Origin of the sequence: Arthrobacter sp. efr-133-R2A-63, assembly GCF_030209795.1 — a bacterium.
In the GTDB taxonomy this organism is placed as follows: Bacteria; Actinomycetota; Actinomycetes; order Actinomycetales; family Micrococcaceae; genus Arthrobacter; species Arthrobacter bambusae_A.
The window spans coordinates 82,150-98,185 of sequence record NZ_JARVRG010000025.1 but is presented as its reverse complement, the minus strand read 5'-3'; the positions used below and the strand labels follow the sequence as shown (position 1 = coordinate 98,185).

General features: G+C 63.6%; 15 protein-coding genes. 4 read left to right on the top strand and 11 right to left on the bottom strand.

All coding sequences use genetic code 11. The features are described 5' to 3' along the window. Positions 1 to 63: 63 nt before the first annotated feature. The 11 genes from QRN45_RS14340 to QRN45_RS14290 form a co-directional block, all read right to left on the bottom strand. Complete coding sequence (locus QRN45_RS14340; protein WP_241709470.1) at positions 64 to 1,374, bottom strand: thymidine phosphorylase; 1,311 nt, start codon at positions 1,372 to 1,374, stop codon at positions 64 to 66. After that, positions 1,371 to 1,775, bottom strand: coding sequence for a cytidine deaminase (locus QRN45_RS14335; RefSeq protein WP_241709469.1), 405 nt, complete (start codon positions 1,773 to 1,775; stop codon positions 1,371 to 1,373). The genes QRN45_RS14340 and QRN45_RS14335 overlap by 4 nt, the downstream gene beginning before the upstream one ends. A 2-nt stretch (positions 1,776 to 1,777) precedes the next feature. Continuing rightward, entirely contained in the window at positions 1,778 to 3,016 is a 1,239-nt protein-coding gene (locus QRN45_RS14330) for an ABC transporter permease (protein WP_370873915.1), read from the bottom strand. Between the two features lie 269 nt (positions 3,017 to 3,285). Then, on the bottom strand, positions 3,286 to 4,659 hold the full coding sequence (locus QRN45_RS14325) for an ABC transporter permease (protein WP_372489673.1): 1,374 nt from the start codon (positions 4,657 to 4,659) through the stop codon (positions 3,286 to 3,288). Then, positions 4,652 to 6,202: an ABC transporter ATP-binding protein gene (locus QRN45_RS14320; protein WP_241709467.1), complete on the bottom strand. Its 1,551-nt coding sequence runs from the start codon at positions 6,200 to 6,202 to the stop codon at positions 4,652 to 4,654. Before QRN45_RS14320 ends, QRN45_RS14325 begins: the two co-directional genes overlap by 8 nt. A gap of 163 nt (positions 6,203 to 6,365) precedes the next feature. Further along, positions 6,366 to 7,472 (bottom strand): BMP family lipoprotein, encoded by a 1,107-nt coding sequence (locus QRN45_RS14315; RefSeq protein ID WP_171983400.1) that lies wholly within the window; start codon positions 7,470 to 7,472, stop codon positions 6,366 to 6,368. Positions 7,473 to 7,706: 234 nt separating this feature from the next. Then, entirely contained in the window at positions 7,707 to 8,738 is a 1,032-nt protein-coding gene (locus tag QRN45_RS14310; protein ID WP_241709466.1) for an NADP-dependent oxidoreductase, read from the bottom strand. Continuing rightward, positions 8,735 to 9,166 (bottom strand): organic hydroperoxide resistance protein, encoded by a 432-nt coding sequence (locus QRN45_RS14305; RefSeq protein WP_078105983.1) that lies wholly within the window; start codon positions 9,164 to 9,166, stop codon positions 8,735 to 8,737. The genes QRN45_RS14310 and QRN45_RS14305 overlap by 4 nt, the downstream gene beginning before the upstream one ends. 32 nt (positions 9,167 to 9,198) lie before the next feature. Beyond that, on the bottom strand, positions 9,199 to 9,633 hold the full coding sequence (locus QRN45_RS14300; protein WP_241709465.1) for a MarR family winged helix-turn-helix transcriptional regulator: 435 nt from the start codon (positions 9,631 to 9,633) through the stop codon (positions 9,199 to 9,201). 185 nt (positions 9,634 to 9,818) lie between these two features. Further along, the gene (locus QRN45_RS14295; RefSeq protein WP_078105985.1) at positions 9,819 to 11,018 is read right to left on the bottom strand and encodes an amidohydrolase; all 1,200 of its coding nucleotides are present in this window, start codon (positions 11,016 to 11,018) and stop codon (positions 9,819 to 9,821) included. Between the two features lie 76 nt (positions 11,019 to 11,094). Then, on the bottom strand, positions 11,095 to 12,228 hold the full coding sequence (locus QRN45_RS14290; RefSeq protein WP_078105986.1) for a mannose-1-phosphate guanylyltransferase: 1,134 nt from the start codon (positions 12,226 to 12,228) through the stop codon (positions 11,095 to 11,097). 238 nt (positions 12,229 to 12,466) lie between these two features. On the opposite strand from QRN45_RS14290, the gene sdhC reads away from it, so the two are divergent. The 4 genes from sdhC to QRN45_RS14270 all read left to right on the top strand — a co-directional run bounded on the left by sdhC (position 12,467) and on the right by QRN45_RS14270 (position 16,008). Further along, positions 12,467 to 12,847, top strand: a complete 381-nt coding sequence (gene sdhC, locus QRN45_RS14285) for a succinate dehydrogenase, cytochrome b556 subunit (protein WP_241709464.1) — start codon at positions 12,467 to 12,469, stop codon at positions 12,845 to 12,847. A gap of 3 nt (positions 12,848 to 12,850) precedes the next feature. Beyond that, complete coding sequence (locus QRN45_RS14280) at positions 12,851 to 13,330, top strand: succinate dehydrogenase hydrophobic membrane anchor subunit (protein ID WP_078105988.1); 480 nt, start codon at positions 12,851 to 12,853, stop codon at positions 13,328 to 13,330. Positions 13,331 to 13,424: 94 nt separating this feature from the next. Further along, entirely contained in the window at positions 13,425 to 15,224 is a 1,800-nt protein-coding gene (gene sdhA, locus QRN45_RS14275) for a succinate dehydrogenase flavoprotein subunit (protein WP_241709463.1), read from the top strand. Position 15,225: 1 nt separating this feature from the next. Continuing rightward, positions 15,226 to 16,008 carry a succinate dehydrogenase iron-sulfur subunit gene (locus QRN45_RS14270; protein ID WP_078105990.1) on the top strand — a complete coding sequence of 261 codons (783 nt, stop codon included), beginning with the start codon at positions 15,226 to 15,228 and terminating at the stop codon, positions 16,006 to 16,008. Positions 16,009 to 16,036 lie beyond the last annotated feature (28 nt).

The window sequence follows — 16,036 nt, the reverse complement described above, 5'->3', positions numbered from 1 at the left end:
TTCCCAACGAATGGCCGCGGGGATTGTCTCCCGGGCATCCGAAAATGCCCGGGAGAACAACAGCTACGAGATCCGGTCGATGATGAGCCGTTGCGCCGGCCGTGAGCCTTCCGGCGCGATGAGCACGGCACCTTCCAGGGCTTCCTTTGCCCTTTCGAACTTTTCCGGAGTGTCGGTCAGGAGGGTCATGAGTGGCTCCCCTGCGCGGACCAAGGCACCTGGTTTGGCGTGCATCCGTACCCCCGCACCGGCCTGGACGATGTCTTCCTTCCGCGCACGACCGGCGCCGAGGCGCCACGCGGCCACGCCCACGGACAACGCATCGAGCTCCACCAGGACTCCGTCTGCCGGAGCCGCGATGACCTCGGATTCCTTCGCAACGGGCAGGGCGGCGCGCGGATCCCCGCCCTGGGCTTCAATCATCCGGTTCCAGACGTCCATAGCGCGGCCGTCCTTCAGGGCGGCCGCGGGGTCGGCATCGTGCACTCCGGCGCAGGCGAGCATTTCTTCGGCGAGCCTGACGGTCAGTTCCACGACGTCTTCCGGACCGCCGCCCGCAAGCACCTCCACCGATTCCTCCACCTCGATGGCGTTGCCCGCAGTCAAGCCCAGCGGGGTGCCCATGTTGGTCAGGAGGGCCACGGTGTTGACGCCCGCGTCCTTGCCTAGGGCCACCATGGTTTCGGCCAGCTCGCGGGCACGGGCTTCGTCCTTCATGAACGCCCCGGACCCGACCTTCACATCGAGCACGAGGGAGCCCGTGCCTTCGGCGATCTTCTTGCTCATGATGGACGACGCAATCAAGGGAATGGCTTCCACTGTGCCCGTCACGTCGCGCAAGGCGTAGAGCTTCTTGTCCGCCGGAGCCAAGCCCGTGCCGGCGGCGCAGATGACCGCACCCACGTCCTGCAGCTGGGCAAGGATTTCCTCGTTGCTCAGGTTCGCCCGCCACCCGGGAATGGCTTCGAGCTTGTCAAGCGTGCCGCCCGTGTGGCCCAGTCCCCTGCCGGAAAGCTGGGGAACGGCCACCCCGAAGACTGCGACCAACGGCGCCAGCGGAAGCGTGATCTTGTCCCCGACACCCCCGGTGGAGTGTTTGTCGGTGGTGGCCTTCACGCCGCCGTCGGGACGCCGAAGGCTGGAGAAGTCCATCCGCTCGCCCGAGGCGATCATCGCCTCGGTCCAGCGGGAGATCTCGGCACGATCCATCCCGTTGAGCAGGATGGCCATGTTCAGGGCCGCCATCTGCTCGTCGGCGATGACGCCACGGGTGTAGGCATCGATGGTCCAGTCAATCTGCTCCGGGCTCAGTGTGCCCTTGTCCCGCTTGATGCTGATGATCTGGACGGCATCAAACGCTTCAGTCTGTGTCACAGGTTCTCCTCCAGGTTGTCGGGACCGAATGCATCCGGCAGCACTTGGTCCATGGTCTTGATGCCCTGCGTGGTCATGAGTTGCATGCCGGGTGCCCGGAATTCATAGAGCAATTGCCTGCAACGGCCACACGGCATGAGGACATTGCCCTTCGCGTCGACGCAATAGAACGCCCGCAACCTGCCGCCGCCACCCATGTGGAGGTCTCCCACGAGGGCACACTCGGCGCACAGGGTGAGTCCGTAGCTGGCGTTCTCCACGTTGCAGCCGCTCACGATCCGTCCGTCCTCGGTGAGGGCAGCGGCCCCCACCGGGAACTTCGAATAGGGAGCGTACGCCTTCCCCATGGCGGCGACCGCGGCGGCCTCGAGGACCGCCCAGTCCACTTCGGTATCCGCCACGGTCAGCCCTTGACGTACGGTATGCCGCTTGCCGCCGGCGGTCGGGACCTGCCCACCAGTCCAGCGACGGCGAAGACCGTGAGGGCGTAAGGCAGCATGGCCATGAACTGGCTCGGCACGGGCGATCCGATGATGGTGATGACGCTCTGGAGGTTGTCCGCGAAGCCGAACAGCAACGCAGCCAAGAAGGCGCCGATCGGGTTCCAGCGCCCGAAGATCAGCGCCGCCAGGGCGATGTACCCGCGGCCACCCGACATGTCCTTGCTGAAGGCATCCACGGATACGAGCGTGAAGAACGAGCCGCCAATGCCCGCGATCGCACCACCCATGAGCACGTTCCAGAAACGGGTCCGGTTGACGTTGATGCCCACGGTGTCGGCCGCCTGCGGGTGCTCCCCGACGGCCCTCACGCGCAGTCCCCACTTGGTGTGGAAGAGGCCGAGGTAAACCACGATCACGGCGATGTACATCAAATAGCCCACGAGGGACTGGTGGAACAGGATGGGGCCGATGATGGGGATATCGGACAGGAAGGGAATGTCCACGGGAGGCAAGCGCCCCGGCTTGTTGAGCCCATCCGGGTCAGCCGTCAGCAGCGTGGAAAAGAGGAAGCTCGTCAGGCCACTGATGAGGACGTTGAGCACGACGCCGACGATGATCTGGTTGACGAGGTACTTGATGCTGACCACGGCCAGGACCAAGGAAACAAGCGCCCCGGCTACGGCAGCCGCGACCAGCCCGGCGTAGACATTGTGCGTCACCGTGGCAACAACGGCCGCGGAAAACGCTCCCAGCAGGAGCTGCCCTTCGATGGCGATGTTGACCACGCCGACGCGTTCGCACAGGACGCCGGACAGGGATCCGAAGACCAGCGGCACGGCCAGGGTGACGGATCCTGCGATCAGTCCGGCGAGCGAGATGGACGGCTCATCGCCGTTTCCGCCAGCCACGATCCAGACCATGAACCCGATGAGGAACACTGCGGCAAACGTACCGCCTACCCAGCGGGGGGTGGCCTTCTTCGCCTGTGTCAGGTACACCGTGTAGCCGGCCAGGCCCAGGAGAATCACCGAGGCGATCCAGCCGATGGCCGCGGAAGGAAGCGTGATCTTGGAAACCTTCGCCACTCCCAGCGCGGCGAGTCCAAGGACCACCACGGCGGCGACGGTGGATGGCGGCAACCAACCCGGAACTGAAGCCGAGCCCGAGGCGCGGCCTGAACGACGGCGGGCGAACCACATATATCCGAGGCCGACCGAAAGCAGCAGCGCCAGGATGAACGTGACCAACGCGGCAACACTGGAGGCTGCTTCATTGGCCGCCTCGGCAATGCCGAAGCCCGCCGACTTCGAATCGGACATGAACCCGAACAGCACGGTGCCCAGGATTGCGAGCAGGGACAGTCCGATTCCGGCCTTCCAGCTCACCAGCTCCGTGGCACCCGTCTTCCCCGGGCGCGCAGGGGCGTTACCGGCGGGTGTGCCACCGCCGGACTGAGTTGTTGTGGTGCTCATGCTGTTGCAGCTCCGCTCTCGATTTTTCCGGAGGGCATGGTTCCGGAGCCGGGGCCGCCAGTGGCCTTCTTCTTTTTCCGCGGGTTCAGTCCGAAGATCGCGCGCACCAGCGGCGGTGCCGCGATGAACAGGACGATCAGGGACTGGATGACCAAGACAATGTCGATGGGGGTCTGGGTCTCAGCCTGCATCGCGACGCCTCCCGCACGGAAGGCGCCGAACAGGAGCCCCGCGAAGAAGGTTCCCCACGGCGTCGAACGGCCCAGCAACGCGACCGTGATGGCGTCGAATCCGATGGAAGCAGCGACGCCTCCGCTGAGGTATTTCTCCGTTCCGGATACCTGCGCAATGCCGGCCAGGCCCGCAAGCGCGCCCGCGATCGCCATCACGAGGATCACGGCGCGGGGAACGTTGATTCCGGCCGTGCGTGCCGCGCTCTGGTTGGCGCCCACGGCCCGGAATTCAAAGCCGAGCGTGGAACGCTTCAGGAGCCACCACACGAAAACGGTCGCGAGCACGGCCAGGAGGAAGCCTGCGTGGAGCCTGAACTGGGGCCCAAGCAACTCCGGAAACAGTGCCGACTGGTCCAGGAAGGGCGAGATCGGGTTGGTTGAACCCTTTCGCTGGAAGGCCGGAGTTGTGAGGAGGAACAGGAGCAGGAAGTTGGCGATGTAGTTCAGCATGATGGTCACGATGACCTCATGCGCCCCGGTCCGGGCTTTGAGGAGGCCGACGACGCCGCCCCACACCGCGCCGCCGACGAATCCGGCAACGATGACGAGCAGCAGGTGAACCAGGAAAGGCAAATGCCAGGTGAATCCCACGTAGGCGCCGAACAGTGCGCCAAAAATGATCTGGCCTTGCGCGCCGATGTTGAACAGTCCCGCACGGAAGGCCAAGGCCACGCCGAGTCCTGCCAGGATCAGGGGCGTTGAGACCGTCAGGGTTTCAGTGATCGGGTACAGCTGGGCTGCGGTGTCGGCACCGGCCCAGTTGAAGATCGACCCCTGGACGAGCGCCACGTAGGGCCTGAAGACTTCGGTGAGCATGTCCCCCGGCCGCGCGAAGAAATAGCCCGCCGTTTCGGCCACTTTGGGGTTGGTCACGGCCATCAGGATTCCGCCGAGCACAATCGCGAGAACCACGGACAACACCGAGACCATGGCGTTTCCGGTCACGATCTGCCGGAAGACCGAACCACCGGCGGCGTGCGGGATCTGCCCGCCCTGGCTGGTGGCCGGAATGACCGACGGCGCCATGGCACCGTCTGCCGTGTCCAGCGCGAGATCCAGGACGACCTCGTCGTCCAATGTCTCCGGGCGCTCCGGCGCGACGTCGTTTTCCTGTCGAGGGGCGTTGGACTCAGACATGTGTTCCTCCCTCGAGGGTCTTGTGTGCAGTCAGTTCTGCCTCATGTTCCGGAACGCCTGCCATCATCAAGCCCAGCACATCGCGCGAGGTGCCGGCGGGAACGATCCCGACGAGCTTTCCCCGGTAGAGAACGGCGATCCGGTCAGCGAGTTCGAGTACTTCGTCGAGTTCCGTGGAAACGATCATCACGGGAGTTCCGTTGTCCCGTTCGGCGATGACCCGTTTGTGCACGAATTCGATGGAGCCGACGTCGAGGCCCCGGGTGGGTTGCGATGCGATGAAGAGCCTCAAGGGCCTGGACAGCTCCCTGGCCAGAACCACCTTTTGCTGGTTGCCGCCGGAGAGCGTGCCCACGGCGACGTCGATCGACGGCGTCCGGACATCGAACTCTTCGACCTTCTTCTCCGCGTGGGAAGCAATCAATGCCGGCTTCATGCCGATGCCTTGGGCAAACGGAGGCTTGTCGTAAAGGTCCAGGACCATGTTCTCGGAAATGGAGAACGTTCCCACCAGTCCGTCGATCTTGCGGTCCTCGGGGACAAACCCGACGCCGGCGGAAAGGACCTGCTTGACGCTCTTGCCGAGCAGTTCGACGCCGTCCAGGACGATGGACCCGGTGACGTGCGGCTGGACGCCGAGGATGGCTTCCGTGAGCTCCGTCTGGCCGTTGCCTTGGACACCGGCGATGGCCAGCACTTCACCCTTGGCGATGTCGAAACTCAGGCCGTCCACGACGTGCTGGCCATTGTGGTCGACAACGGTCAGGTCGCGGACCTTGAACGTCGCCTCGCCCGGTTGGGCAGGCTTCTTTTCCAGGGTCAGGCTGACTGCCCGGCCCACCATCGCCGAGGCGAGTTCGGTCGGGGAGGCGGAGGGGTCAGCCGAGCCCACCACTTTCCCTCGCCGGATCACCGTGATGATGTCCGAAATTTCCTTGACCTCACGCAGCTTGTGCGAAATGAAGACAATTGATTTTCCGGCGGCCTTGAGCTGCCGGATGATGTCCAGAAGCTCATCGGTTTCCTGCGGAGTCAGAACCGCGGTCGGTTCATCGAGAATCAGGACTTCGGCGTCGCGCACCAGCGCCTTGATGATCTCGACCCGCTGCTGCACGCCCACGGGCAGGTCTTCCACGAGGGCATCGGGATCGACGTGGAATCCGTACTGCTTGGAAATCTCGGAGATCTTGCGGCGGGTTTCATCCAGGTTCAGGAAGCCGGCTGCCTTGGTGGCTTCGTTTCCCAACGCGACATTCTCGGCCACGGTGAACACCGGAATCAGCATGAAGTGCTGGTGGACCATTCCAATCCCGGCCGCCATGGCATCGCCGGGGCCCTTGAAGACCACCGGCTTGCCGTCAACCAGGATTTCGCCCTCGCTGGGATCGTAGAGTCCGTAAAGGACATTCATCAGGGTGGATTTACCGGCACCGTTTTCGCCCAGGAGGCAATGGACTTGGCCGGGTTCAACCACCAGATCGATGTGGTCATTGGCTACGAGGGATCCGAAGCGCTTCGTGATCCCTTTCAGTTCGAGTTTCAAAACTCCAACCCATCTATAAAGGATGGCTCCTCGTCATCACCGTGCTCCCAGCATAGTGCTCGGCCACGGGGTGTCGAAGAGCAAATTGAGGGCAACGCAGAACGCGCTGCCCTTCCGCCAAAACTCGGCTGAAGGGCAGCGCGACGCGGTTTAGCCCGGATTATTACTTGGGGCTGGACTTCGATTCGACCTTGACAGCGCCGGAGATGATGTCCTTCTTCAACTGGTCAAGATCGCTCTTCATGTCAGCCGGAACTGCGGAGTCGAGATCATGGAACGGGGCGAGTGCCACGCCTCCGTTGTCGAGCGTGCCGACGTACGGGCTGGGATCGAACTTGCCGTCCTTGTCGGACTTGATGACGGTTTCGACGGCAGTCGCCATGGTCTTCTGGACCGAGGTCAGGATGACCGACTTGTAGGCGGGCGCGGTCAGGTAGCCGTCCGAGTCGACCCAGATCAGCTTTGCGTCCGTGCCCTTTGCCTTGGCATCAAGGATCGCGCTTCCGGCGCCCGCTCCCACCGGACCGGCGACGGGAAGGATGACGTCTGCGCCCTGGTCCAGGAATCCCTGGGTAAGGACCTTGCCCTTGTCGACCTGCTTGAAGTCGCCGACGAAGGTTCCGTCCTGCTTGTCCTTGTCCCAGCCGAGCAGCTGGACGGACTTGCCCTTCTTCTGGTTGTAGTACTTCACGCCATCGGAGAATCCGTCCATGAAGATGCTCACGGTGGGGATGTTGAGGCCACCGAACGTGGCAACCTTGCCCGTCTTGGAGGTGCCGGCGGCGAGGTACCCGGCGAGGAAAGCGGCCTGGGCCGTGTCATAGACAATCGGCTTGACGTTCTTCGGGAAGGTGGGGTCCGAGTAGTCGATGATGGCGAAGTGGCTGTTCGGGTTCGCCGTCGCGATGTTCTTCGTGGCATCGCCCAGGAGGAAGCCGACCGTGACCGTCAGCTTGCACCCTTGCTGGACCATGGAACGGAGGTTGGGGTCGTAGTCCGTGTCAGCCTTGGACTGGACGTGCTTCTCCTGGATGTTCAGGTCCTTGGCCGCAGCCTGAAGGCCTTCGTAGCCCGACTGGTTGAACGACTTGTCATCGAAGCCGCCCGAGTCGGACACCATGCATGCGGTGTAGTCCGACTTGGTGGCGCTGCCCGAGCTTGACGCAGACGGTGCGCTACCGCAGCCTGCCAGCAAAAGTGCAGCGGCGCCCGCAGTTGCGACGCCTGCAAATGAACCGCGCTTTAGGGTGGCACGCAGTGATTGCTTCAATTTTCCTCCAGGAAGAAAGTTATTGATGCTACGACAGTCGGTCAATGAGTGTCCGTTTCGAAAACTCGAGTCTGAAATTCTGTTTTCACTGATGCTTCGCAGCACTGCGCCTGGGGCGCACTGATGGCTCAACTTTAGTGGGATTGAACACACCCGGCTAACACAAAAGCCCAACAACCCGAAGATTGTTGGGCTTTTGTTACCAAGCAGTAGTGGAACTCCCAGCCAACGGTCCTAGGATGCCCGCTCACCAAGGCGTACGAGCATCTTGCCTGTGTTGGCTCCGTCCAGGAGGTCGATGAAAGCCTGTGGCGCGTTTTCCAGTCCGTCAATGATCGTCTCGTCGTAGCGGACCGTCCCGTCGGCCAGCCATCCGGCCATCTTCCCGCCGAACTCCGCCGCGTGCTGGCGCTGGCCGCTGACGAGGAAGCCGCGAAGGGTCAATTGCTTCCCGATGGCCACGGCCAGGTTCCGCGGGCCCGGCGTGGGCTCGGTGGAGTTGTACTGCGAAATGGCGCCGCACATTGCGACACGTCCACCCACAGTGAGGACTGCGAGGGCGGCCTCCAAGTGTTCGCCGCCTACGTTGTCAAAATAGACATCGATGCCCCGCTCCCCCGCGGCCTCACGAAGCTGCTCCACCACGGGACCATCGTGATAGTCGAAGGCCGCATCGAAGCCGAGTTCCAGCAGGCGCGCCACCTTCTCCGGAGAGCCGGCGCTGCCGATCACCTTGGAGGCGCCCATCGCCTTGGCAACCTGGCCGACAATCGAACCTACCGCGCCTGCGGCACCGGAAACGAAGACGACGTCACCGGCCTTGAACTCGGCCACCTTAAGCAGCCCGGCATACGCCGTCAGGCCCGTCATGCCAAGCGCTCCGAGGAACGCCGACGTCGGCGCCAGGCCGGCCGGAACCGGCATCGCGCTTGCCGCATCCACAACGGAATATTCGCGCCAGCCGAGCTGGTGCACGACGACGTCGCCCACCTTGAGCGCCTCGGAACGGGACGCGATCACCTCACCCACCGCACCGCCGTCGAGCGCTGCGTCGAGCTGGAAAGGCGCCGAATAGGACTTCGCGTCATTCATTCGGCCGCGCATGTAGGGATCGACGGACATGAACTCGTTGCGGACCAGGATCTGGCCGTCCTGAAGCTCCGGCAGATCGGACTCGGCCAAGCGGAAGTTCGCGGTGGCCGGGCGTCCCTGCGGACGGGACGCCAGCTGGATTTCGCGGGTGCGTGTGGGAAGTGCGGCGCTCATGCAGCCACCTCCACGAGCTTGATGTCGACGGCGATGTTCCCGCGGGTCGCGTTGGAGTAGGGGCAGATCTGGTGGGCCTTGGCCACGAGCTGCTCGGCGGTTTCCCGGTCGAGCGCGGGCAGTGCGATCTCGAGTTCGGCGGCGAGTCCGTAGCCTTCACGATCTTCCAGGGCACCGAAGTGGATCTTGGCGGCGACGGCGGAATCGCTGAGATCCACGCGGGCCTTCCGTCCTACCAACCGCAGCGCAGAGTGGAAGCATGCGGCGTATCCGGCGGCGAAGAGCTGCTCGGGGTTGGTGCCCTGGCCGTTCCCGCCCAGTTCCACCGGGCTGGCGAGTGTCACGTCCAGCTTGCCGTCATTGGTGCGTGCGCTGCCTTCGCGGCCTTCACCGGAGGCAAGCGCCTCCGCTATGTACAAAGTCTTCACTGTGGTTCCTTTTCCTTCGATGGGATGGATGATCAGATGGCTGACTGGAGGGCGGCGGTAAGCCGGCCCAGGGTGTCGTGAAGCTGCGCAAGCTCGGCAGCGCTCAGGCCTGCGGCGTCGGCGAGCCGTTGCGGTACCGCCCCGGCCCGTGCGCTGAGGGCCCGCCCGGCATCGCTCAAGTGGATCTCGACGCGACGCTCGTCCTCGGTTGAACGCAGGCGCTCCACGAGGCCCAGGGCTTCAAGCCTCTTGAGGAGCGGCGACAAGGTGCCCGAATCGAGTCCCAGCTCGATACCCAGTTCGCGGACGCTTCGGGGCTCGTTCTCCCAGAGCACCAGCATCACGAGGTACTGCGGATACGTCAGTCCAAGCTCGTCCAGCACCGGGCGGTAGACGGCCGTAGCCGCCTTCGAGGCGGAATAGAGCGCGAAACAGACCTGGCGGTCGAGGCGGGGAGCTTCACTCATGGGAATAACGATAGCCCACAATTAAATTGTGCACAACTCAATTGGCCCAACGACGCCCGCTCACAAACAAGCCCCACCCCACAAACGCCCGCTCACAAACAAGCCCCGACGGCGGGATCCTCCCGCAGATGAGCTGAGCGGGCGTCGGCCTGAACGGCGGCAAAGGTGAGCGGGCGTCCGCCGTTTTAGAGATCCCGGATGGTTCGCAACGCAGCGGCGGCCAGGACTTGGATCGCGAAGCCGAGGGCACGCTCGTCCACGATGAAGTCGCCTCGGTGGAGATCGTATTCTTCGCCACCGGGCGTGTGGGTTCCGAGCCGCATCATGGCACCGGGCAGGTCGGCGAGGAACCAGGCAAAGTCCTCACCGCCCATGGACTGCGGCGTCAGGACGACGGCGTGCTCGCCGAGTTCCGCACGGGCCGCGGCCTCGATGATGGCAGTCTCGTGTTCCGAGTTGACCACGGGAGGGACGCCGCGGGTGTGCTCAAGGTGTACGTCCACTCCGTACGGCGCAGCGACTTGCTGGACGACGTCGTCGAGCAGTTCCCCGGCGCTATGCCAGGCGTCACGGTCCAGGCAGCGCATGGTGCCTGCCATGTAGCCGCTGGCGGGGATGGCGTTGGGCGCGGAACCTGCCGTGATCTGGCCCCACACCACCGACACACCGCTGCGCACGTCCACGCGCCGGGAGAGGACAGCCGGGACGTTGACGGCGATCTGGGCCAGCGCGAAGACCAGGTCTTCAGTCAGATGCGGACGGGATGTATGGCCGCCGCGTCCGGTCAGTTCGATCTTGATGGTGTCCGAGGCGGAGGTGATGGCGCCGATGCGGGTACCGATCTTGCCGACGTTGATGCGCGGATCGCAGTGCAGTGCCAGAATCCGCGGGACACCCTGGAGCACGCCTTGCTCGATGCAGGACAACGCCCCGCCGGGCATGGTTTCCTCTGCCGGCTGGAAGATGATGCGGACCGTGCCGCCCAAGGGGGATTCCTGGTGCATGGCGTGCAGCACCAAAGCGATGCCGAGCATGCTGGTGGTGTGAACGTCATGCCCGCACGCGTGGGTGACCCCGTGGTTCTTCGATGCGAACGGAAGCCCGGTCTCTTCGATGATGGGGAGAGCGTCGATATCGCCGCGCAGGGCCGTGGCGATGGGCCCCTCGCCGACGTCGACCGTCAGCCCGGAGCCCTCCAGCCGACGGGGCTCGAGGCCTGCCGCCTCGAGCCGTTCAACCAGCTTGTCCGTGGTACGAAATTCCTTGAAGGAAAGTTCGGGGTGCGCATGCAGGTCCCTCCGGAATTCGATGAGTTCCGGCAAGAGATCATCAAGCCACGGTTTCACCACGGGGGTCGGCTCGGTTTCGGTAGTGAAATTGCGCACCTCACAACTCTAGCCATCCGCACCCTCCGAATAGCGAAAGGGGTCTCTTGGTTACGACCGGCGCCACCGGAGTGCGCTAGAGAACGTCGGTGTCCCCGCTGGCCTTGAGCGCGTCCACCGCTCCCTTGACCCGTTGGGCATGCTCCTTCGTGGTGACAAGCAGCGCGTCCGGCGTATCAACGATCACGACGTCCTTGATGCCGATCAGCGCAATCACACGCTTCGTATCGGAAACAACCACGCCGCTGGCGTTCTCGGTGAAGACACGGGCGCCTTCACCGAGGACCGTCACCTCATCGACGTCGCCGGCATTGTTGAGGCGACCGATCGCGGCGAAGTCTCCGACGTCGTCCCAGCGGAAGGTACCGGGCACGACTGCGACATCGCCCGCCGCCGCGGCGGGTTCGGCCACGGCGTAGTCAATGGCGATCTTCGGCAGTGTCGGCCAGACCCGGGCGGTCACTTCATCGCGGTCCGGGGTGTCCCAAGCGTCCGCAATTTCCTGCAGTCCGGCAAACAGCACCGGCTGGTTGGCTTCGAGGTGCTTGAGCATGAGTGCAACGGGAGCGACGAACATGCCGGCGTTCCAGACATAGTCGCCGGTCTCGAGGTACTTCTTGGCAATGTCTTCGCTCGGCTTCTCGACGAATTCGACCACCGCATGCGCGTTCGGCGCATTGTCGATATTGAGCAAGTCGCCGGTACGGATATAGCCGAATCCGGTTGACGGGTGCGTCGGCTTGATGCCGATGGTGACGATTTTTCCAGCGGCGGCAGTGTGGATGGCCTCGCGGACGGTTTCCCGGAAGAGATCGTCAGGGCTGATGACGTGGTCGGCGGCGAAGGAACCCATGATGGTGTCCGGGTCACGGCGGTGCAGGATGGCGGCGGCGAGTCCGATGGCCGCCCCCGAGTCCTTTGGCTCGCTTTCGAGGACCAGCTCGTCCTCGCCCACTTCGGGAAGCTGGCGGCAAACAGCAATGCGGTGCGCCACGCCCGTCACTACCAGCACGCGGTTGCCGGCCAACGGTTCGAGGCGGTCGTACGTTGCCCGCAGCAGCGTGCTCCCCGAACCCGTGAGGTCGTGCAGGAATTTGGGCGCGGCAGCGCGCGAAAGCGGCCACAGGCGCGTGCCCACTCCACCGGCCGGAATAACCGCGTGGAAGTGGCGCAATGGCGATTCGAGGCTTGCAGCGTTTTCTATACTCACCGCAACACCTTATCCGACACGCGCGCAAGTCCCACTTTGTGGTCTTCGTCTCACCCTCGCCGCGGAAAGGCCGGAATTCAGGCGAACACCCGCACTCTCGTTACAACAAGGGGCACCTAAATTGAATAAGCTGTGAGCGAAGCCTAGATTTAGGCTGAGCTACGAGTGCTCTCGCGGCTGGCGTTCCCCCCGCATGGATCCCGTGCAAGCGCCGCTGTGTTGCAGGAAGGTTTATTCAGTGCCGACAAAACCAGCTGGCACCTTGTACCGCGGCCGTGAAGGCATGTGGTCCTGGGTTGGACACCGCATTACCGGTGTTGTGATCTTTTTCTTCTTGTTGGTCCATGTGCTGGACACCTCATTGGTGCGTGTGTCCCCGGAGGCCTACACGGCCGTTATCGGCGCCTACAAGAACCCCCTCATGGCCCTGGGCGAGACGGGCCTCGTCGCAGCGATCGTATTCCACGCCTTCAATGGCCTGCGCGTGATCGCCATTGACTTCTGGAAGAAGGGCGCCAAGTACCAGCGCCAGCTGCTGTGGACCGTCCTGGTCTTGTGGCTGGTCGTTTTCGGCGCCTTCGCCATCCGCCACTTGTCCCTCGCACTGGGAGGCCACTAAGCCATGAGCACTGACATTCAAAGCCCGCGCAGCGGAAAAGTGAGCGGCGGGAAGATTGCTCCGCAGTACCGTCGCGGCGCCGGTTCCAAGGGTAACTTCGAGATGTTCGCTTGGCTGTTCATGCGGCTCTCCGGCGTCGTGCTCGTGGTTCTGATCTTCGGCCACCTCTTCGTGAACCTCATGGTGGGCGAGGGCATCCACGGCATCGACTTCGGCTTCGTGGCCGGCAAGTGGGCCGACCCGTTCTGGCAGTTCTGGGACCTGGCCATGCTGTGGCTCGCCATGCTGCACGGCACCAACGGCGTCCGCACCATCATCAACGACTACGCCGAGAAAGACGCCACCCGCCTCTGGCTCAAGGTGGTCCTTTACGCGGCTACAGTCGTCATCGTGGTTCTTGGCACACTGGTGATCTTCACGTTCAACCCGTGCCCTGTCGCCAACGGCGTTCAGCTGCCGGGCGGGTTCTGCCCGGCGCCGTAGCCGCTCCGCTGCACCACCGGCTCGTCCGGCTGTGCACAACACGCGCGGAGCAGGCTCCGCCGACCATCTGACTTAGAGAGAAAGAGCATCTGGTATGCAGGTCCATAAGTACGACGTCGTTATTGTCGGTGCCGGCGGCGCCGGCATGCGCGCCGCGATCGAATCCGGTCAGCGCGCACGCACCGCAGTACTGACCAAGCTCTACCCCACCCGTTCCCACACCGGCGCGGCCCAGGGCGGCATGTGTGCAGCCCTCGCCAACGTCGAAGAGGACAACTGGGAGTGGCACACATTCGACACCATCAAGGGCGGCGACTACCTGGTTGACCAGGATGCAGCCGAAGTCATGGCGAAGGAAGCCATCGACGCCGTGCTGGACCTGGAAAAGATGGGCCTTCCGTTCAACCGCACGCCCGAAGGCCGCATTGACCAGCGCCGTTTCGGTGGCCACACCCGTGACCACGGCAAGGCTCCCGTCCGCCGCGCCTGCTACGCAGCAGACCGCACGGGTCACATGATCCTGCAGACCCTGTACCAAAACTGCGTCAAGCACAATGTTGAGTTCTACAACGAGTACTACGTCCTGGACCTGCTGACCGTCGAGGAAGACGCAGTCCGCGAAGACGGAACGCCGTACAAGCAGAAGCGTGTTGCCGGCGTCGTGTCCTACGACCTCGCCTCCGGCGAATTGCACGTCTTCCAGGCGAAGTCCGTGGTGTTCGCCTCCGGCGGCGCTGGCAAGGTCTTCAAGACCACCTCCAACGCCCACACCCTGACCGGTGACGGCATGGGCATCGCCTTCCGCCGCGGAATCCCGCTCGAGGACATGGAGTTCTTCCAGTTCCACCCGACCGGTCTAGCCGGCTTGGGCATCCTCCTCTCGGAAGCTGCCCGCGGCGAGGGCGCGATCCTTCGCAACTCGGAGGGTGAGCGCTTCATGGAACGCTACGCACCCACCATCAAGGACCTCGCGCCCCGTGACATCGTGGCCCGGTCCATGGCCAACGAAGTCCGTGAGGGACGCGGCTGTGGCCCGAACAAGGACTACGTCCTCCTGGACCTGACCCACCTGGAGCCGGCGCACATTGACGCCAAGCTTCCGGACATCACCGAGTTCGCGCGTACTTACCTCGGCGTCGAGCCCTACACGGAACCCGTTCCCGTGTTCCCGACGGCGCACTACGCCATGGGCGGCATCCCCACCAACATCACCACCGAGGTCCTGCAGGACAACGACACCATCGTGCCGGGCCTGTACGCGGCCGGCGAAGTTGCTTGTGTTTCCGTGCACGGCTCCAACCGCTTGGGGACCAACTCGCTGCTGGACATCAACGTCTTCGGCAAGCGAGCGGGCATCGCCGCAGCCGAATACGCCAAGACGGCGGACTTCGTGGAGCTCCCGGAAGACCCGGAGGCCTACACGCTGGATCTGCTGAACCACGTCCGCACGGCAGATGGTGGTGAAAGGGTTGCCGCGATCCGCAAGGAACTGCAGGACACCATGGATGCCAACATGCAGGTCTTCCGTACCGCGGATACCCTGAACCAGGTGCTCACGGACATCGCGTCCCTCGAAGAGCGCTACCAGCGCATCAGCGTCCAGGACAAGGGAAAGCGCTTCAACCTTGACTTGCTCGAAGCAGTGGAGCTGGGGTTCCTGCTGGAACTGGCCAAGGTCATGACAGTTGCTGCCCTGCACCGCGAAGAGTCACGCGGAGGCCACTTCCGGGAGGACTTCCCGGAGCGCGACGACGAAAAATTCATGAAGCACTCCATGGCGTATAAGGATGAGCACGCCCCAGCGGACGGATCTGCGGAAGCAATCGCGGGCATCCGACTCGGCACCAAGCCTGTTGTCTTTACGCGCTACGAGCCGATGGTGAGGAAGTACTAAGATGTCTGCCGAACTTGCTGAGCCAGCATCCAAGATCGAGCTGCCCGCGCACATTGGTGGAGGCGGGGAAATTCCCACCTTCAACATCACCCTGCGAGTGCGACGCTACAACCCCGAGGTCTCGGAAGAGCCCGTATGGGAAGACCACCAGCTGACGATGTACGGCACCGACCGCGTGCTGGACGCCCTGCACAAGATCAAGTGGGAGATCGATGGCTCGCTGTCCTTCCGCCGTTCCTGCGCACACGGCGTGTGTGGCTCCGACGCCATGCGCATCAACGGCCGCAACCGCCTCGCGTGCAAGACCCTGCTGAAGGACCTGGACACCTCCAAGCCCATCACCGTTGAACCGATCAAGGGCCTCCCGGTGGAGAAGGACCTGATCGTGGACATGGAGCCGTTCTTCCAGTCCTTCCGCGAAGTCATGCCGTTCCTGATCAACAAGGGCCACGAGCCCACCAAGGAACGACTGCAGTCGGTCGAGGACCGTGAACGGTTCGACGACACCACCAAGTGCATCCTGTGCGCTGCGTGCACCTCGTCCTGCCCGGTGTTCTGGACTGACGGCCAGTACTTCGGCCCGGCCGCGATTGTGAACGCGCACCGTTTCATCTTCGACTCCCGTGACGATGCCGGTGACATGCGCTTGGAGATCCTCAACGACAAGGAAGGCGTGTGGCGTTGCCGCACCACCTTCAACTGCTCAGAGGCTTGCCCGCGTGGCATCCAGGTGACCCAGGCGATCGCCGAGGTCAAGCAGGCTATCCTGGCACGCAAGATCTAGTTTCCGAAGTTAGAGTACGACGACGGTG